Source organism: Vibrio sp. 10N.286.49.E11, assembly GCF_041469505.1.
Classification (GTDB): Bacteria; Pseudomonadota; Gammaproteobacteria; order Enterobacterales; family Vibrionaceae; genus Vibrio; species Vibrio crassostreae_C.
The window spans coordinates 23,340-42,912 of sequence record NZ_JBFRKQ010000004.1; the positions used below are offsets into that span (position 1 = coordinate 23,340).

Sequence of the window (19,573 nt, forward strand, 5' to 3'; positions counted from 1 at the left end):
GAGGCGCAGTGCCAAATACCAATCAGTTGTTATTGTTCTTAGATGTGGTTCAACAAGGGTCGTTTACCAAAGCGGCAACCTTGCACGATATGGACAACTCATCACTCTCTAAACAGATCAAAAAGCTCGAGCAAGATTTAGGTGTTCAGCTGCTGAACCGCTCTACACGCTCGTTTTCGTTGACGTCGGCAGGGGAAGATATTCTCGCACAAACCTATGTACTGAAAGACACCATCAATCAGATTCAAGGCATTGCAGATTCATACCAGTCAGAGCCAAAAGGCGTGCTACGAATTACTTCACCGATCTATTTTGGGCAGCAATATCTGCAACCTATCATCACTCAGTTCATGAGAAAGTACCCAGATGTTCAGATCGTACTTTCACTAGACGATAAGATCGCCAACATCATTGCCGGGCAGTTTGATATCGCGTTTCGCTTCAGTAAGCTTGTTGAATCGAATTTGATTGCGAAGAAGATTGCCGACAGTAACTTCATGTTGGTCGCATCGAACGATTTTGTGAAAGAGCACGGTGAACCGAAAACGCCACAAGATTTACTTGCTCTACCTGCTGTGATTTATACCAATGGCGATATGACGGTCGATCATTTACGTATCAGTGAAGAGCCGCATGGCAACACTTTCCAAAGCCTGACGATTCGTGGCAACTATAAGGTGAGTGATGTTCGTACCATGGTGTCTTGTGTGAAAGATGGTCTAGGTTATGGCTTCCTTGATCAATCAAACCTGTATGCCTCAATGAAAGAGCTTGACTTGGTTACTTTGCTTCCGGATTATCCGATCTCTACGATTGATACTGCAATCTACGCTGTGTATCCGCACCGTAAACAGACCAAACTGGTCAAAGAGTTCATTACCACGGTTCAAGACTATATCGGCTCTCCGACGATTTGGGAGAAGATGCAGCAAGACTAGCTGGATCTCTAATCGTTCAAACATAAAAAAGGAGCCAGAACGTCGAACGATCTGGCTCCTTTTTATTCCTCTGGCTATAGCTAATTTACAATGTAAAGCTTAGCTATAGCTGACGTGAAAGGCTCTTGTTCACTAATGTCTATCAATGCTCATGAATCACTTTTTTACCACTTGGGTAGGCTTTTGAACCCAGTACATTACCATCAACTTCTTTGCCATAGTAACCTTGGTGGTTGTGGTAACGCTTAGCATTACCTGCAACATCACCCTTGTATCGTGGGTCTTGTGGGCGTTCATGACTGTTCACAAATGCGGCTACATCCCATGCATCCTGAATTGAAAGCTGTTGGCTCTTTCCAAGCGGCATGTTTTCGTAGATGAAGTAGGCTGCTGTATTTACACGGTGCATACCTGCGCCCCAGTTGAACGAATTCTCGCCCCAAAGAGGTGGTAGGTATGAGCGACCATCCGCCCCTTTAATACCTTCACCATTTTGACCATGACAGGTTTGGCAGCTGGTTTGGTAAACCTTTTCGCCACGCGCTATCGATGGCTCTTGTTCAGGGTTTGCAATCTTAGGGTAGCCACGGCCGGCCAGTTTACTGCGGTCATCGATTGGGTATTTGCTTAACAGCTCTTCAGGGAGAGGGAAGCTTTCCGCTTTACCACCGACTTGTAAGTCAGCATCGCTGATCTCAGGAACGGGTGTATCTTGCATGCCGTTCTTGTCTAAGATGCCGCCCATCGCCAGCCAGTATGAATAAGCCGTTAGTGCGACCATCTCTTTTGAACCCTCAGCCGGTGGCAGACCATTCATTGAGTAGGTGAAGCAACCTTGGATACGCTCTGCGTAGCTGTTTACTTTGTCGTTCTTGGAACGATACGCAGGGTAGGCCATGTACGCACCCCAAAGAGGTGCTGCGTTAGGCTTCATCCCCGCTTGCATGTGACAGTTTACACAGTTTTGTTCATTGCCTACGAACGTACCACGCATCTGTTGTGAATCGACAAACAGCGAATAACCCAATTTTACTTTGTCGCCAAATTCCCCAGCAGGGATATCAACCAAGTCTCGTGGCACCAGATATTTGTTATCTTGAGGCTTCTCAACGGCTGGCAGTTCGGTTTGGCGATCGGGCAACTCAGCTTCGGCATAAGCGATTCCAGAGGCAAGGGTTGCGGTAATTAAAAGTAATGTTTTCATGCGAGCCCTTTAGTATCGGAAAGAGGCGAAGTAGTAAGACAGGTTTTTGATCTCATCGTCGGTCAACTTGCCTGCGATGTTGCCCATCATGTTCAAATCATCACCCTTACGAGTGCCATTTTTCCAGGCGTTGAGCTGAGTTTGAATGTAGTCGGCATGCTGGCTTGCTAGGCGCGGGAATTTGTCTACGCCCATACCGCTTGGCCCATGACAGGTTGCACAGGCTGGAATGTTTCTATCCCAATCGCCTTGGAATACAAGTTTACGATAGGGGTTATCGATATCAGCCTGTGAGCCGCGCTGCTCTAAATCGGTAAATTCGTATGAAGGTAGTGATGCAAAGTATTCTGCGACCTCACGACGAACAGCGGGATCAGATACACCGTCAGCCATTCCCTTCATGATCGCGCTTTGACGCTCACCACTTGAGAACAGAACCAGTTGATGTTCTAGATAGTCAGCATTGAGCCCTGCAAGCATAGGGGCAATGTTGGGCATGCCTTTACCGTCGGCTTGATGGCAGCCGCTACAAGTTTCTGCGGCTTCTGGCATTGGATTGGGTGCTGCTTGTGCAAAAGCGGATAAAGAAAGGCTTCCTAGAGCAGCGATGCAAAGCGTTAGAGTTTGAGCTTTAATTGTCAGCTTAGTCATGAGGCGTCGCTATTGGTTGTAATGCACGCATTTTCGACATAATTGGTTGTTCGCGCTATTGTGGATTTCCACATTAATTCACTTGGAATTTGAGGTGAGTCTCACATTAATAACCTCAATCACCATAATGGTATTGATGTGAACTTCTATAGGTTGATCCAACTGCCGTTTATGAAATGCAAGGGAACTGCCATGTTCGCCTCGGTATAACTGCTTGTTAAGGCTCTTTTATGGCACCGATTGTATAAGCATAGCTGCTTTATGGATGCGGGCTAAAAAAGTTGTGGTGAAATGAAGATTACCTAATGGCTTTGGGCTGATTACTCTATCTAGAGCGGATGCTTTATGTAGATTGGGTACTTTATGTAGATTGGGCGTTTATCCAAATAGGCTGCTTTTCTAGATCAAGGGGACGAAAAAACAGGGTAACCTCGAATGACGAAGCTGCCCTGTTGTGTTCTCATCTGCAAATCAGATAAGGAAGTGTTTTGACTCAGTGATTAAGTTATAGCTTGCTGAGTTTAAGCTAGACCTTGTAGATCTTAGCCGGAAGCGCTTGTCTGGCTGCTGCACCCACAACCCAATCCAACATGACGCCTTTGCCTTCTCTCGTCGGGTCAATCAAGCCTATATCATTGATGTTAACGCCATCGTTCGACTTCATCTTCACTGGTTGTTGTGTGTCACCAATCCAGTGTGCACGCTCGCCGAGTTCTTTGTGGCCAAATCCATGTTCAAAGCCTAATGTGCCCGGTTTGATGCCATCGATCACCATCGCCAACGCATGTGTGGTTGAGCTCGGTGTTTCAATGGCAAATACGTCACCAGTTTTGATGCCTGCAGAAGAGGCGTCTTGTGGGTGAATGTAAACCGGGTTCACGCCTTTGATCGACTCTAAACGTGGTGACAAGTTAGACACCGCGCTGTGAATGTTGGATTTAAAGTTGGTCAGAGTAAATGGCCACTCTTTGGTCGGGAACTGCTCTGCCAAAGGCGTGCCGTCTGCCAGTTTTTGTGGATACCATGTCGGGCAACCCATGTACTGTTCGCCACTGATGGTGTTGCGAGAGGTCCCCAGCTTTTCATTCCAGATAGCCAAAGGTTTGGTCCATTTGTACTTCATAGTTTCATTGGTGTAGGCATTGGTTGCGTCTTCAAAACGACCGCCACGCGCAAAGATATACGCCACTTTGAGCATCTCTTCTGGCTTAAGCGTTTTGTTCATCACAGGCACTAGGCGCTCTAGACCAGACCAAACGATATCTTCAGCGTCTACATTAGGCACTCCGCCTTTTGCGAATGCCAAGTTAGCTGCAGAGCGAAGGTAGAAATCTTCAGCGCTATGAATACCGTGCCAGTTACCTTGGCTATCTTTGATTACGTTGTCGCCGAAGCCACCCAAGTCGAGTGTTTTCGCCAGATCAATAAAGAAGTTCTCTAGGTTGATGGCACGTCCGTCTTGAGTTCGTGAGGTTTTAGGCTCAACAATCGGCCAACGAGCAGTGATCGCTTTGGTCGCGACACCATGCCAAGGTGTTGCCATGCCCCAGCTTTCGTACGTCACTGTGTCTGGTACGAGGTAATCCGATAATGCTGTGGTTTCATTGATGAAGGCATCGATAGAGATGATCAAGCCAAGCTGTTTTGGATCCTTAAGCTTCTCACCTAGCAAGTTGTCTAAACCCGGAACACCATAAAGTGGGTTCGCCATGTGGTTGATCCATGCCTTTGCGCGGTAAGGATAACCATCAATCGCAGCTGATAAGTGCTCGGTTAAAAGCGGCGCTGAGATTGGATACCACGGCGCGCGCGTCGGGTAAGGTGACTCGCCTGCGGCAACGCGACGTTTGTATTCGCTAGTTTTTTGATACGGGAACTTGCTGCGGGACAAGAATACACCTTGAGGCTTAGTCTTACCTTTAAACTTAGTAAAGTCGTAACGAGGACCAGCAACCGAAGTCGGGTAGCCGCCCGCTTTCGCCATCGCACCGCCTTTCGCGTTGATGTTACCGATCAGCGCGTTCAGCATCAGAATAGAGAACGAGTTGTAGAAGCCGTTGGTGTGCATGTTGCCACCATGAGTATCGACGACTGCTTTTGTACCGTAGCTGGTGAAGCGTTTTGCCAACGCAATAATCTGGTCTTGTGGGATTTCACACTGCTCACTGTAGTATGCAAGGTCATATTTGAAGGCTTCTTCCTTCAATCTTTGTAGAGAAGACTTAACACGAACAGTCTGACCATCAACTTCTACGTCTTGATCGACGAACAGCGCCGCTTCATTCACCTGAATATGTGACGCTAATAGTGACGTTGTCACATCTAGGGCGATAAATCCGTCATCGTCAGACATCGGTTCGCCTGTTTCTAGCAAACCCATATCCGATGCGCGAAGCATGCGCCCGTTTTGTGGGTGTGCTTCGTCACTGATCACAAGGTGTGAAGCATTACACCAATGCGTGGTGCCTGCTTTTTGCATCGCTTGTGCGCTTGGGCGAGACAAGAAGTCGTGATTGTATCGTTGGTTCTCGATGATCCATTGGATCATACCCAGCACTAATGCTGAATCGGTGCCCGGTTTGATCGGTAGCCAGTTGTTTCGATCGCCCGCAGCAAGGCTTGAAGATCCTGCAGGAAGGCTCGGAGTCACTATGGTGTAGCTCAGTTTTCCGTTGGTACGAGCTTCAGCCAGCTGTCTTGCTTGGCGCTTAAACGGGTTACCCGCTTGAGCTGGAGACATACCGATGAAAAGAATGAACTCTGCGTTGTTGAAGTCGGGCTTTAAGTGCGAGAACTTGTCTAGATCGTTCATGATCGCGCCTGAACCTGCGCGGAACGCGTAGCCACAGTAAGATCCATGGTGACCAAAGTTACGAGTGCCGTAGCTGTTAAATGCAAAGCGCTTCAAGATGTCGTCACGGCCTTCATTACCGGCATTAGTCACAAGCAGTTGGTTGGCTTTTGGTCCGTATTCAGGATTGTTCGGATCAAGTGGTGTTTCGATGTCGCGAATCGAACGTAAACCTTCAACTTCGCCTTCACCGAACAAATCACCACCCTCGGTGATCTCAGAGATAAGTTGTTCGTAGCTGATCGGTTCCCACTTGCCTTCACCACGTTTACCGACACGTTTGAGCGGTTGAGTGATTCGGTATGGGCTGTTTTGAATCTCTAACATTCCGTTACCGCGTGCGCAGGCTGTCGAGCGGTTATTGATACCGGATTCACCAGACAAGCCAATGTAGGCATCTTTTACCGGTGTTTTGAACGGGATTTGTTGGTCGCTTGATAGTGGGTGATACGGGTTGCCCGAGATGCGTAAAATCTCGTCATTGCGATTATCGATACGTACACGCAAGCCACACAATGTCCAGCAACCAAAACACATTGAGGGTGCCACGCGTTGGTTTGGATTTGGCGAGATCTTACCCTGCTCATCGACACTGTATTCCGTCTCTAGCGAATTACCGTGATGGATGTGGTTGGTTTTCTTACCTGCGGTGCCATCGATAGCACCGTGAACCATGTGCTTTGTGGTTGTCGCATAACCTGCAGCAAAAGCTCCAACACCACCGGCAGCAAGGCCTGTTTTCAAAAATTGACGACGTTTGTTATCCATGATGATTCCTCAGACTACAAGCTATGTGAGCGGTTAAGTGGTGATGATGTGTTTTGGTTTGGCTTAGATGCTGTCTTTGTCGCAGAGCCAGTTGTTCTTGACGATCCAGCAGACACGATTTCAGAAGCAAACAACGCAAGTGCTAGCCAAAGGCCACACATACCAACAATGCCGAGTAATCCTGCGCTACCCATCGGCAGTTCATAAGGGAATGGGCCAACATCGAAACGTGGAATGGTTTGAACTTCCATCATGGTGACCCAACGTACCGCCCATGCAGAAACTATGGTCGCAAGCGCAACACAGATAATTCCTAGCTTACTTTGCGATAGGCGTTGCAGTGGTAGAACCAAGATCATGCACAGCAAAATGCTGGTGGTCATGATGCCTAAATTGATGCCCCAAGCGTCGTTCTCATACAGGCTGAAGTGACCATGGTTAGATGCCCAAATCGACGTGAGAATGATGGCAAGGCCACCAGTTAAGGTAATGGTTCTTTGTATCAGAGCTAGGTCTGTTGGTTTTAAGCTTGGTTTGCTTGAAGGCAGCAGAGCCCAAATCAACAGCGTTAAACCTGTAGCAGCAAAGAATGCGGTCGTGAACCAAAGTAGTGGAGAAGCCGGTTGATGCCAAAGCGGTCGGCTCGCCAAAATCGCAATCTCTGCGCCTGTATAAAGCGCGATGCTTAGGCCCGAAATAGCCGTCACAGCAGCGAGTGCAATCATCAGCTTTGATGATATTTGCCATTTACCTAGCGTCAGCCAAGACAAACGTTTTAGAAGTGGGTTTTCACTCTCTTTGAGCTGTGCGATGTCATCACGCAGGTAAACCCAAGCAGTCGCAACAGCCAGACCAGAAAACAAAGGTAGAAACAGAGAGCCCAATGACATCCATGACCAAGGTGTGATGTGAGCATAGAAGTGCCACGCACGTCCGGGTTGATGCAAGTCACCAGTAAGTGCTAATGGCCCAACAATCGCGCCGATGGCCATCACAAGCACAAGGGCAGAACGAAATTGGTGGCTGGTTGAGTTCTTGAATATCAGTGCAATCAAAAACAGAATAGCGGCCGCGTAAGCCGAACCAATGTAGAAGAAATATTGAACCGCCCACGGTAGCCAAGCGATCTCTTGAGCGGGAACTAACACCTCAGTGATATTCATGCTGTCTCTCCTTGTTTGCCTTGTGTCGCGATTGCCAATTCTTGTTTGCTAGAGGATGAGTTATCGATGGCGGCTGGATCATAAATCGCAGGTTGGCCTTCAATGTGGCTAACGAATCGCTCATTCATGCCGATATAGAAAACATGTGGGTTGGTATTCTGCTCTGGTTTAAGCACTTTTATGTCGTCTTGGTTTTCATTGAGCAGGCGGTTAATTTCGCTGTTTGGATCTTTAAGGTTGCCAATGACACGCGCGCCACCGACACAGGTTTCTACACAAGCAGGCAGTAAGCCGTCTTCAAGGCGGTGTGCACAGAAGGTACATTTGTCTGCGGTAAGGGTGTCGTTATTAATGAAACGAGCATCGTAAGGACAAGCTTGAACACAGTAAGCACAGGCTACGCAGCGTTCGTTGTCGACCATCACTATCCCATCTTCACGCTGGAAGGTCGCTTGAACAGGACAAACCTTGATGCAGGGGGCGTTGTCACAGTGATTACATAGGCGAGGTAACATGAATGATTTCACGTCTTGTTGAGCCGTCGAACCATCATCAAGGGAGACTTCATACTGTTTTACGGTGGTTCTGAACTGGCCAATTGGCGCTTGGTTTTCAACGCTACAGCCAACAGTGCACGCCTGACAGCCAACGCACTTACGTAAATCAATCGCCATGGCGTAGCGTTTGCCTATTTTGCCTTTGCGGTCAGGTTGGTTGTTATTGCGAATGGCTGTGCTTGCGACTGCGGTGTTGATTCCGGCAATGGGAATGAGCGCAGCACCAGCGGAAACCTTGCCGAATTGGCTGAGAAACCGTCTTTTCAATGAGTCCATAGAGGTACCTATAAATGGGTATTCGATCTGTTAGGCTCATTGTCAGTTTTTGACCGTTCACGGGGTATTGTGGATTTCCACATACCCAGATCAAACTTGATCTAGAACAAATGTGGTTTTCGCTATCTAGCTGTTATGCTTTATTTAAAAGTGCTTCAACGCGTTGAGAAATCATTGAATAGGTAATCCGATTGAATAAAGAGATGTCCGTGACTGTTCGCAACTTCATCACATTCATCAGTACGTGCTGGCTGAACTTGAGTGCAGGTATTTGTTTCGCTGCTCAAACGGAACCTGTTTCAGTAGCGACAAGTACGATTGAATCAGATCAGACGATTGAAGTGGGTGTTTTAGCCATCAGGGGTAAACTTGCAGCGCAACAACGCTGGCAACTAACGATGGACTGGTTGTCTGAGCGTATCCCAGGAAAACACTTTGTTCTCAAGCCTTTTAATTTGGAAGAGATGGCGGAAGCGGTAAAGAAGGTCGAGGTCGATTTTGTTATCACTAATCCCGGCCAAGCAGTGCGTTTAGGACGTCAATACGCGCTCTCTTGGATGGCGACCATGACCAGTCACAATTACGACGATCAAGGTGTGAGCAGCACGCGCAGTATCGGTTCTGCATTAGTGGTCAGAAGAATGTCACCGTATATCTCGTTTGAGCAACTTAGTGGAAAGCCGATTGCTGCTGTCTCTGAAAATGCGTTTGGCGGTTACTTGACTATGCGTTACCAAGTAATGCAAGAAGGGCTGAACCCTAATCACTTTTTCTCTAACACCCAATTTTTAGGTTTCCCGATCGACGCCAGCTTGTATCAACTACGTGAAGGGCACATTGAAGCGGCTGTCGTACCAAGCTGTTTAGTTGAGAACATGATCAGTGAAGGTTTGCTGGTGGCTGGGCAATATCGAATCATCGGTAATCAAGCGCCTGAAGGCTTCCGATGCCAAGTGTCTACACCTCTGTATTCTAATTGGTCGTTTGCCAAAACAGAACGAGCCTCTTCGGCACTGGCTAAACAAATGAGTCAGGTGCTGTTTTCGATGCCAAAGAGCAGTGCACCAGCCATTGCAGCGAATGCATCGGGTTGGACGTCACCGACAAGCTTGCTGGCGATCGACAAGCTATATCAACAACTCGACATGCATCCACTGCAACAACCTTGGTGGAAAGAAGCGTTAATCTGGCTCAAGTACAATCAACAGTGGGCATGGGCGTTCTTTATTCTTGTCGTGTCTCTGAATGCTTACCACTTCTGGCTAGAATACAAATTCAGTCGCAGCAAAAAGCAACTAGAAGCGACGCTTTATAAGCTGAAAAGTAAGAGTGAACAGCTAGAGCACTCACAACGAATCGCGGTAGTTGGTGAACTGGGAAGTAGCTTGGCACACGAGATTAATCAGCCTTTGGCAGCTATTCGGAATTATAGCGAAGGTGGTTTACTGCGGATTTCGAAGAACAAACCGCTGACTGACATAGAGCCTGTATTTGAGAAGATCCAGTCGCAAGTGGACCGTGCTGATGCGATCATCCAGCGCTTAAGAAACATGATCAAAAAACGCTCATCAGATAAATCTCAAACTGATATAGAAGTTCTTCTTACAGATACCATCGAGCTACTGCAATTTCGATTACAGAAACACAAGATAACCATTGAACGTTATGTCGTGGGTAAACCTATCACGCTACATGTTGACCCCGTCGGATTGCAGCAGGTGGTTGTAAATTTGATCAACAATGCGACTGATGCGTGTAATGCTCAGATGCATCGCGAACAAAGCGCTACGTCTGATATTGGTAACAAAAACAACGAACCATCGACAATTAAAGTGATTACCGAGTATCAACCGGATAAAATAATGTTGTCGATTATCGATAACGGAACGGGCTTAGATTTCACTGAACAAGAAGTGACTCAAGCCTTTGTGAGCAGCAAAGAAAATGGCTTGGGGCTTGGGCTCGCGATTTGCCAAGATGTTATTGAAGATCACAGTGGTCAAATGACGATCACGTCACTCACCCCACATGGATGTCATGTTGCGGTGACACTGCCTTTCTCTCTTTCAAATGATTCATAAGGAATCTTGTTATGTCTGAACTTCATCAAAGGCTTCCTGTCTATGTGGTTGATGACGATGAGTCGATGCGCGATTCGTTGGTGTTCTTATTAGAAGAGCATGATTTCACTGTATCAGCTTTTGAAGATGGCCCCAGTTTTTTAGACTCAGTGGACTTGAGTGCGCCGGGTTGTGTGGTTTTAGACAGCCGAATGCCAGAGATGAGAGGGCAGCAAGTTCATGAGTTGATGGTAAAAGCGCAGAGCCCACTGTCGGTGATTTACCTGACGGGGCACGGTGATGTGCCAATGGCGGTTGAAGCCTTACAAGCCGGCGCGGTGAATTTCTTTCAAAAGCCAGTTAAAGGCAATGAGTTAGCTGAGGCGATCAAGCAAGGTTTGGACGCTTCAGAAAAGCACTTACACATGAATGTGTATCGCCAAGCGTACGCGTCGTTAACCGAGCGTGAGATAGACATCCTCAAACAAATTATCGACGGTAAGCGTAACCAGAAAATAGCCGATGAATTGTGCATTGCCATGAGAACAGTGGAAGTACACCGAGCAAGCTTGATGAAGAAATTCTCAGCGAAGACGGTTGCCGAGTTGGCTTACATATACGGTCAATTGACCTAGGTATAGAGCTATTCCTGTAAGAGAGTTGTACGGCAGTTGCACGAAATTGTTGATGGGAAAAACATCAATTTCGTCACTAAGCTTTAGGACTTTCCTGATGAAAGGCAGCCTTCATAATTTATCTATATTGAAGCAAGATCACATCGTCTATGGACTGCATACGGATTGAACCTCCTAGGCTTCTTATCGCAATGTAATCCTGAGATACTGAACTAAGTTCATTTTAAGGCGGAACGTGCCAGTAACTGCACTTTTCCCTGTAATTCGAAACATAACATTCACTATGGGTAGAACACACTCTCAACGTCGAGTCTTGTATCTGCCGAGTTAGGTTAAATATTTTATGAGTACAATGGGAATCGCAATTGGTGCGACCGCTCTTTCGTTAATACTTGTTGCTGTGTGGCTGATTTCTTTATCACTAAGAAAGCAGCGCTTGGAACAAGAACGTAAAGCGCGAGCTGTCGCTTACCGAAAGGCGATTGAAAAGGCACGTATCCAAGAGCAAAAAGAGCGCCACTTTAAAGCAGAAACAGGGCATGTCCCGTCGATTCTATATTTAGCGAAAGAGGCTGAACGTAACAATATCAAGGAAGCGTTATATTGGTACGATAAAGCGGCGCATTTGGATAACGTCAACGGCATGTACGGCATTGTTCGCTTAAGTATGAAGCGCAAAGAAGATCTGATCTTGAGAGAACAAGCCAACTTTTGGCAGCTTGCGATCTCTGCCTTAGATAACGATATGTCGGCGAAATTTGAGATGGGTAAAGCCCTGGTTCATGGACGTGGGACCGTGAAGAACATCCCCAAAGGCTACACCTATATTGAAGAGTCTGCCGCTGGTGGTAATACCGAAGCGATGCTATTCATGGGTGACTGGTGCCTAGACAAAGAAAATCCAGACTACTCTGCAGAAAGCTCTGTTGATTGGTATCGCAAAGCGGCAGAGAAAAACAACCTAGACGGCAAGATCAAACTGGGTATGAGTTACTTAAATGGTGTTGGCGTAGAGCCGAACCATGGTGAGGCTGTGTACTGGTTTGAGACAGCAGCAGAAAAGAACAGTGCAGAGGCAATGTTTAGAGCGGGTGAAGCGTGGATCGACCATGGTGAACACGGTAATGCAATTGCTTATATCTGGCTATTCCTATCTGCTCATTTTGGCTACTCAGAAGCTAAGCAGCAGAGAGATAAAGTGGGCGGTGAGCTAGGTGTCGATGCGGTTGTGGGCTTACAAGCACTGACTAAACCGATCATGACCAAGCTGACCCAACAAGCAATCACCAAGCACTCAATTATTAAGGCGCTCAACAAGCTTTACAAACGCAATATACCGATTCCAAAGAAAGTGAAAGAAGCGTCTGATGAAGAGGCTGAGCCATTAAGTGTAGAGACCAGCCATCTAGATACTCAAACGGCGAGTGCTCAAGATACGAATGTTGATTACAGCCAACAACCTAATTCCGAGCAAGCATCAACAGAGAGACAAGCGACCCCAAATAGTGACCCTCTAGACTTCAGTCAGGCAGCCGTGGATCCAAGCTGGAAAAGCAACCACTAAAACGTGTTGGTTAGCTTTGATGAGTTAGACAAAAATGACTGAATCTATAAATCTATAAATCTATAAATCTATAAATCTATATAGCTTCTAACCGTAATCTAGAAAACCAAGACAACAAAAAAGGGAAGCGAATGCTTCCCTTTTTATTTGTGTGCTATTTGCTTTTAGAGCTTAGAGCTTAGAGCTTAGAGCTTAGAGCTTAGAGCTAAAGCCTAATACCCAAGAGCTGTTAAGCTTTGTTTTGCTCAGCTTTACATACAGCCGCAGTGAACACTACGTCAGTTGAGCTGTTAAGTGCTGTTTCAGCCGAATCTTGAATCACACCAATGATGAAACCAACCGCTACAACCTGCATCGCTACATCGTTTGAGATACCGAATAGGCCACAAGCTAGAGGAATCAGTAGCAGTGAGCCACCGGCAACGCCTGATGCACCACATGCTGAAATTGCAGCAACAAGGCTTAGTAGAATCGCAGTGAAGATATCAATCTCAATACCCATTGTGTGTACAGCTGCAAGCGTTAACACAGTGATGGTGATTGCAGCACCTGCCATGTTGATGGTTGCGCCTAGAGGGATTGATACAGAGTAAGTATCTTCATCTAGCTCTAGCTTCTTACAAAGGTTCATGTTCACTGGGATGTTTGCAGCGCTTGAACGAGTGAAGAATGCTGTTACACCAGATTCACGAATACATTGCAGTACAAGTGGGTATGGATTCTGTTTTGTCTTTACAAAGACAAGTAGTGGGTTAACGACAAGAGCAATGATCAGCATTGAGCTTAGTAGAACCGCTAGCAGTTGACCGTAGCTTGCTAATGCATCGAAGCCCGTTGTTGCGAATGTAGTCGAAACAAGGCCGAAGATACCGAATGGCGCAAGACGAATAATGAAGCGAACAATGTGTGAAACACTGTGGCTAAGGTCTTCGAAAACCGCTTTGGTTGTTGCAGATGCGTGGTGCAGTGCAAGACCAAGGCCGATTGCCCAAGCAAGAATACCGATGTAGTTCGCGTTCATTAGTGCGCTAACTGGGTTATCTACAAGCTTGAATAGAAGCGTATGAAGAACTTCTGCAATACCTTGAGGAGGGTTAGCACCTTCAGCGCCAGCAACCAGTGTCAAAGTGGTTGGGAACATGAAGCTCAGTACTACAGCAGTCAGTGCTGCAGAGAACGTACCAATCAGGTAAAGCACAATGATTGGACGCATATGAGTATGCTGACCTTTCTTTTGGTTTGCGATAGAAGCTGCAACAAGAATGAATACTAAAATTGGGGCAACAGCTTTCAGAGCACCAACAAACAGACTACCTAATAGGCCTGCATCTTGAGCTGCTGAAGGAGAAACCATGGCGAGAACGACACCGAAAACAATACCAGCAAGGATCTGTAGAACGAGATTTCCACGAGCGATGCGGGCGAGCATGTTGTGATTTTGCATAAAATACCTGCAATTGTTAATTTATTATAGTGATGTATTTTTTATAAAGTTGTACCAAATCCAACTATACACTAGTGGAATGGGCGGTCATATTAGCGGGATCTAAGAGGGTGTCTAGGAATAGTTTACTTTTAGGGTGATTGTTTGCGCTGCGTGGTGTTTTTAGAGCTAAATGTTAAATTTTTGTGCTTTTGTTGAGGTATAAGTCTGCTGAATAATGTTCCATTGGCTTAATGTTCTAGTATTTATGGTGTGTAAACCATTACTGATAAAAACATTGTGTTCGGAAATAGCTGCCTAAACTTGTATAGGTAAAAAAGCCACTTCAACAGACATCATAGACATCACCTACTTTGCTTAATCTACGTTGGTGCATGACTTGCCATGTTTTGTCGTTATCTAATCTTTCTATCGGCATTCCCACCTACTTAAGCAGCGTTAGCTGTGAATCTCATCAGCTCTCCTTAATAGCGTCAGGCTACTGAACTTAATACCTTGCTACTTTGATATATCGCACACCTTATCTGGTGATTTATATCATCATGTTATTTTATATGACGTAATTTATCTAAAATTGCCGTTGTAAGTGGGTGGCATATATCCTGTGTTGGTCTTAATTTACAAGAGTATGAGCAATGAGTTTAATCAGTATCCCTTATGTAGAGACCTCTGCAGATACCGTTTTACATATAGCAGCCGCTATCGTGCTGATCAGCACCATAGCGGCTGGCCTGTTCGGTTTTTGGAAGCTTCACGAGATCCCTATTCAAAAGGCTCATAAGACTGACCACCATCAGATAGGGTTGATTACCGCGCTCACTTGGATTGGCTTCATTTGGCACTGGGTGTGGGTGCTCGCCATTATCATTGCTTTTGTAGATTTTGAAAAAGCCATTATCCGACTGCGTGATTTATGGAATTCTCCGGCTCAAGTTAATCAATCAGAGGATGTCTAAATGTTAGAAGGTTTAGCGGTTTGGTGTTTGTTCATCTATTTATTAAGACTTGTTGGCATGCCTTGGAACACAGGGACGAAAGCATTCGCTTATCTAGGAGGCAGTGGTTGGTTGTTATTTGTGTGGGTAGGATTAATTAACTATACACCAATGGATTTGTCGGGAGGCTCTGTGGTGCAGTCTCCTCACATTCAGCTTCGCCCAACCTCAACCAATGTCTCGGGTAAGGTCGACCAGATTTATATCACCCCTAACCAACGCATTGAGAAAGGGCAGTTAATCTATGAGATTGAAAACGAGCCTTATCAAATTGCTTATGAACAAGCGAAGATTTCGCGCGACTCGGCAAACGTAGCGGTTAGCACTGCGGCTGAAGAAGTAAAAATCGCTGAATCCAGCTATCAGGCAGCGTTACATGATTTTGAAATGACACAAAGTGAGCTTTCAGCTGCTCAGTCAAATAGAGACTTACAGAAAAGAACGTTGAAGCGTTATCTTGAACAAAACCGAGTCGTGCGTAATACGATCACTGAAAGCATGATTGATAACCAGCAAACGGTCGCCGATTCTGCTGTGTACACTGTGGCCAAGCTTGAGTCACAGCTGAGCAAAAAGAAATCTGATGTAGAGAAAGCCAAGCTACAAATAACCAAAGCGGAACTCTCGGTTGAATCCCGTCAGTCAGACTTTAACGAAACAATTCAGAAGGTGAATAAAGCAAAATGGGATCTTGATAGCACCAAGATTTATGCACCCGCTGATGGCTTTGTGACTAACTTTATTCTTCGTGAAGGTCAGCTTGTTTCTAGAGTTCCACGATTGCAGATGTACACCAACGAGAAATACGTATTGATGAGAGTGAATCATCAAGCGATTAGAAATGTTAAACCGGGTCAATTGGCTGAATTTACAACGCCAGTTTATCCAGGGAAAATATTCACGGCAGAGGTTGAAGGTATTATTGAAGCAACCGGCGAAGCGCAAAGTAACTTGCTTGGCTTTGACCAGAATGTTCGCTCTACAACAGGTAAGAACCTACAAAATAAACATCATTTTGTTAGGTTGAAAGTCTTTGAGCCTGAGGGTTATAGCGTACCAGTCGGGGCGGTTGGTTTAGCTTGGATTAGCGGAGAAAAGCCAACAGAGCTTATGGCGTTTCTTGATGTAATACGTGGAATCATTTTACGTATGAAGTCGCAGCTCTACTACTTCTACTCTTTCTAGAGCTAGAGCTAGAGCTAGAACTAGAGTTAATTCGGTTATTTAATTCCGAATTATTCAAAATAAGATTATTAATGAAATTACGGGCCACAGTCGTGGTCTGTAATTTTAATATGTTTGCTATTCAGTGAATATTTAATCGAAAGTCTAAATTTAACTGGAATATATTTATGCTATTCATATCTTCTGAAATAAAAAGATGCATTAAACCTATTATCTCTCTGTTGCTATTAACGAGCTTGGTGGGCTGTCAGGCGACTCAACGTCAGGACGCAACGACTGGTGAGATGGAAACGAATTCCACAACAAAAGGGACTGCGATTGGTTCTTTGTCTGGTGCTGCGATTGGTCTCCTGTCTGGAGATAATTCAAAAGAACGGAAAAAGAGAGCGTTAATTGGGGCAACGACTGGCGGTCTCATCGGTGGAGGAGTCGGCTACACACTGGATAAGCAAGAGGACGCTTTGCGTCAGGAGTTGCTAGGTTCAGGCGTTCAAGTAAAGCGTGTTGGTGAAAATGAGTTAGTGTTGGTGATGGAAAACGGCATCGGTTTTCGCTCTGGTGAATACCTACTTGAAGCGACGGTATACAATTCATTGAATGGTGTTGCGAGAATATTGGTCGAGTACCCAGATTCGTATTTGCAAATCAAAGGCTATACCGACAGTACTGGCAATGATGCTTCTAATCAGCAGTTGTCTGAGAAACGTGCTGATTCAGTAAAAGCTTACTTAGTGAATCAAAAAGTGAAAGGTGGACGAATCAGTACCAGCGGCCTTGGTGAACGTTACCCTATTTGTGACAATGCAACCGAAGACGGAAGAGCCTGCAATCGCCGTGTCGAGATCAGTATCCAAGCCATCTAGCGAGGTGATGCAACCTTTCTCATCCGCAAGTGGAGACACTCTGCGGATGTTTTATTTTATTCCAATGATTTGAGATATTGCTTGGGTGTCATGCCTCGATGCTTCTTAAACATATGCGTAAAGCTATCGAGATGGTTATACCCTAAACTGCTTGCAACTTCTTCGACTGGTATTGATTGGCTTAGCATTTTGACCGCTTTGTTGCTTAAGACAAAACCACACATTTCGGTAAAGTTGTGGCCATATTTATGGAATCTACGTTGAAACTGCTGAATTGATAGGCCCAACAGGTTCGATACTCTTTCGAGTGTCGGTAAACCAAAGTGACATGAGTAGTTGATGGCTTCATAAACTAACTTAGTGTCATCGCTAGGATCGGGCATGTCTAAACATCGGTCCAAATCCTCAAAATTCAGCGAAAAGGTTTGCTTGGTATCTTGATTATCAGCCAGGTTTGCCAAGCGTAAGCTGGAATGAAACCAGATCTCTGTTTGATGATGATTCCACGCGACATCACAGCCAAAATAATCTTGATATAGTTTCTCATCCGCACGCTCTCCTGAAAGTAGTACGCGCATCGGAGCAAAGTCTGCCCCAAGGTATTTTTTCAATATTTTTGACATCAAAACAGCGACTCTAATACTGTCATGAACGTCTAAGTGTTCTGCATCATACTGATTGTTGTAAGTCCACTTGATGATAGACCCCACAGGTGCAGCAACCCAAAAAGCACCGGATTGAATACACCCCATGCCGTAATTTACCTTTCTTATCGTCGACATTAAGTCATGACCAGAGAACATCCATTGGCCTAATCCGCCCAAGTCTTCGACCCGGAAATGGCGCACAGCCTCGAGCATAAAGTTTGGATTTTTTGTATAGCATTCGAGTTCTTCATAAAGCTGAAATACCTCAGAAATGGGCAACAGGTTCATTGTGTGATTAAACGCGGATTGGGGAATTGTCTGTGGGGAGATTGGATCTGAATAATATTGATTACATACGTTGTAATACAAATTCATCAGGCTATTTACCCTTATAAAGTAAGTTGTGTTGATAGTCATTGATCCATCCAAACCTCTGTGAATTAGGTCATAAACATAGCATAAATGACGTAATTTAACGAGTTTTAACAGACCCCAACGATGTTAGTTAACATCAAATATATCGGTAAAGTAGTGGCGATAATATTAGTAATAATGGTGTTAACTACAATTATTGATAGCTGTAAATACTGAGTTGAGTAAACCCCAATACTATTTTTTGAGAACCAGAAATAAATTGGATGGAAATTTTTAATCATGGTTTCAGCGTCTTTTAACTTCAGAGAATTAAATAGAAATTAATTAATGACACATACTCCTAAGATAGAAAAAATTAGCGTGTTTGATCGTATTAACGCATCGGCACTGATGTTATTGACTTCTGAATATAAAAGCTTGGAGCAGTTGCGAAGAAAAAACGACTATCCAATGTTCCCAACATTTGAAACGACACCATCCATGCCAATAAAGCGAACCAAGATAAATGGTGTCGATATTCGATACGCACATTCTGAAGCGATTGGTAAACCGACTCTTGTGATGCTTTCCCCTTTTCCTCAAAGCATTCTTGCGTATGCCCCTATTTGGACAGGGTTGGCTGAACACTACAACCTATATGCTTACGATATGCCTGGGTTCGGCGGCAGTGCGGGCGGGATTGAATACATGTCTTTCAAGGCTCAAGGCGACTTTTTAAAAGAATTCTTAAATCATTTGGATATTCAAGAACCACATTTATTGGGGCCTGACGTTGGTATGCCCGCGATCGTTTACTATGTGGGCACATATGACAATGATGTCAAAAGTTTATTGATAGGCGATGGCCCAGCAATTAATCCTTCGTCAAATGCAAGCGCCATCCGAAAAATGGTCGACTCATCGTTTTGGCGCACTGTTTTTAAAGTGACAGGGGCTGGCTCTTTAGTTCAAGGCTGTATCAAGGTTTGCTATACGAACTATCGCCCCAATCAAGAAGAGATTTCCGACTATATTGCTTCTTATCGCAATCGAATTCCTGCCGTCATGCAATGGTTTAAAGATTACCCAAAAAGTCTAGCAACGGTTGATCCATTGCTCGATAAAATAGAGTTACCCACTCAGATATTTTGGGGAGAAAACGATGCAATTCTTTACGTCGATAATGGAGAACGTTTAGCTAAACGCATGTCGAATGCTGAGTTAACAGTATTCAAAGACAGTGGTCATTTTTGTTATCAAGATAGGTACCAAGAGTTTTCGCTAATGGTGAAATATTGGATTGATAAGACGCAATAACAGTTAAATGATTGAGTAAATATGATTGAAATGGAACTACGAGAAGGTTCATGCTCAATAAAAGTGAATGTCGATTTATTGAGCGCCTTTCGAGCTTTTTA

The 19,573-nt window shown here is 45.1% G+C and carries 15 protein-coding genes; 8 read left to right on the forward strand and 7 right to left on the reverse strand.

Annotated elements, in window-relative coordinates; genetic code table 11:
* The first annotated feature begins 8 nt into the window (after positions 1-8).
* Positions 9-938, forward strand: a complete 930-nt coding sequence (locus AB4167_RS00780) for a LysR family transcriptional regulator (protein ID WP_136982467.1) — start codon at positions 9-11, stop codon at positions 936-938.
* Positions 939-1,080: 142 nt separating this feature from the next.
* Here AB4167_RS00780 and AB4167_RS00785 read toward each other — a convergent pair whose 3' ends face one another.
* From AB4167_RS00785 to dsrO, 5 genes are all read right to left on the reverse strand, one after another.
* Complete coding sequence (locus AB4167_RS00785) at positions 1,081-2,142, reverse strand: c-type cytochrome (protein ID WP_136982466.1); 1,062 nt, start codon at positions 2,140-2,142, stop codon at positions 1,081-1,083.
* Positions 2,143-2,151: 9 nt separating this feature from the next.
* Positions 2,152-2,793, reverse strand: coding sequence for a c-type cytochrome (locus AB4167_RS00790; protein ID WP_136982465.1), 642 nt, complete (start codon positions 2,791-2,793; stop codon positions 2,152-2,154).
* 526 nt (positions 2,794-3,319) lie between these two features.
* Positions 3,320-6,412 carry a tetrathionate reductase subunit A gene (locus AB4167_RS00795; protein WP_372135975.1) on the reverse strand — a complete coding sequence of 1,031 codons (3,093 nt, stop codon included), beginning with the start codon at positions 6,410-6,412 and terminating at the stop codon, positions 3,320-3,322.
* Positions 6,413-6,426: 14 nt separating this feature from the next.
* Entirely contained in the window at positions 6,427-7,575 is a 1,149-nt protein-coding gene (gene nrfD, locus AB4167_RS00800; RefSeq protein ID WP_372135976.1) for an NrfD/PsrC family molybdoenzyme membrane anchor subunit, read from the reverse strand.
* On the reverse strand, positions 7,572-8,408 hold the full coding sequence (dsrO, locus tag AB4167_RS00805) for a sulfate reduction electron transfer complex DsrMKJOP subunit DsrO (protein WP_372135977.1): 837 nt from the start codon (positions 8,406-8,408) through the stop codon (positions 7,572-7,574). The genes nrfD and dsrO overlap by 4 nt, the downstream gene beginning before the upstream one ends.
* Before the next feature lie 209 nt (positions 8,409-8,617).
* Here dsrO and AB4167_RS00810 point away from each other — a divergent pair, with 209 nt between their 5' ends.
* From AB4167_RS00810 to AB4167_RS00820, 3 genes are all read left to right on the forward strand, one after another.
* Complete coding sequence (locus AB4167_RS00810) at positions 8,618-10,489, forward strand: sensor histidine kinase (RefSeq protein WP_137001432.1); 1,872 nt, start codon at positions 8,618-8,620, stop codon at positions 10,487-10,489.
* A gap of 11 nt (positions 10,490-10,500) precedes the next feature.
* Positions 10,501-11,103, forward strand: a complete 603-nt coding sequence (locus tag AB4167_RS00815) for a response regulator transcription factor (RefSeq protein ID WP_048609831.1) — start codon at positions 10,501-10,503, stop codon at positions 11,101-11,103.
* 352 nt (positions 11,104-11,455) lie between these two features.
* Positions 11,456-12,667: a tetratricopeptide repeat protein gene (locus AB4167_RS00820; protein ID WP_102320670.1), complete on the forward strand. Its 1,212-nt coding sequence runs from the start codon at positions 11,456-11,458 to the stop codon at positions 12,665-12,667.
* A 229-nt stretch (positions 12,668-12,896) separates the two neighbouring features.
* On the opposite strand, the gene sstT is transcribed toward AB4167_RS00820, so the two are convergent.
* Entirely contained in the window at positions 12,897-14,111 is a 1,215-nt protein-coding gene (gene sstT / locus AB4167_RS00825; RefSeq protein ID WP_004732110.1) for a serine/threonine transporter SstT, read from the reverse strand.
* A gap of 635 nt (positions 14,112-14,746) precedes the next feature.
* Between sstT and AB4167_RS00830 the strand changes: the two genes are divergently transcribed.
* The 3 genes from AB4167_RS00830 to AB4167_RS00840 all read left to right on the forward strand — a co-directional run bounded on the left by AB4167_RS00830 (position 14,747) and on the right by AB4167_RS00840 (position 17,154).
* Positions 14,747-15,067 (forward strand): hypothetical protein, encoded by a 321-nt coding sequence (locus AB4167_RS00830; protein WP_017072398.1) that lies wholly within the window; start codon positions 14,747-14,749, stop codon positions 15,065-15,067.
* Positions 15,068-16,291, forward strand: coding sequence for an HlyD family secretion protein (locus AB4167_RS00835; RefSeq protein WP_372135978.1), 1,224 nt, complete (start codon positions 15,068-15,070; stop codon positions 16,289-16,291).
* Positions 16,292-16,491: 200 nt separating this feature from the next.
* Positions 16,492-17,154, forward strand: coding sequence for an OmpA family protein (locus AB4167_RS00840; protein WP_372136014.1), 663 nt, complete (start codon positions 16,492-16,494; stop codon positions 17,152-17,154).
* Between the two features lie 56 nt (positions 17,155-17,210).
* Here AB4167_RS00840 and AB4167_RS00845 read toward each other — a convergent pair whose 3' ends face one another.
* A complete protein-coding gene (locus tag AB4167_RS00845; RefSeq protein WP_137001433.1) occupies positions 17,211-18,218 on the reverse strand; it encodes an AraC family transcriptional regulator in 1,008 nt (335 codons plus the stop codon).
* Between the two features lie 285 nt (positions 18,219-18,503).
* Here AB4167_RS00845 and AB4167_RS00850 point away from each other — a divergent pair, with 285 nt between their 5' ends.
* Entirely contained in the window at positions 18,504-19,472 is a 969-nt protein-coding gene (locus AB4167_RS00850) for an alpha/beta fold hydrolase (RefSeq protein ID WP_136979036.1), read from the forward strand.
* The last annotated feature ends 101 nt before the right edge of the window (positions 19,473-19,573 follow it).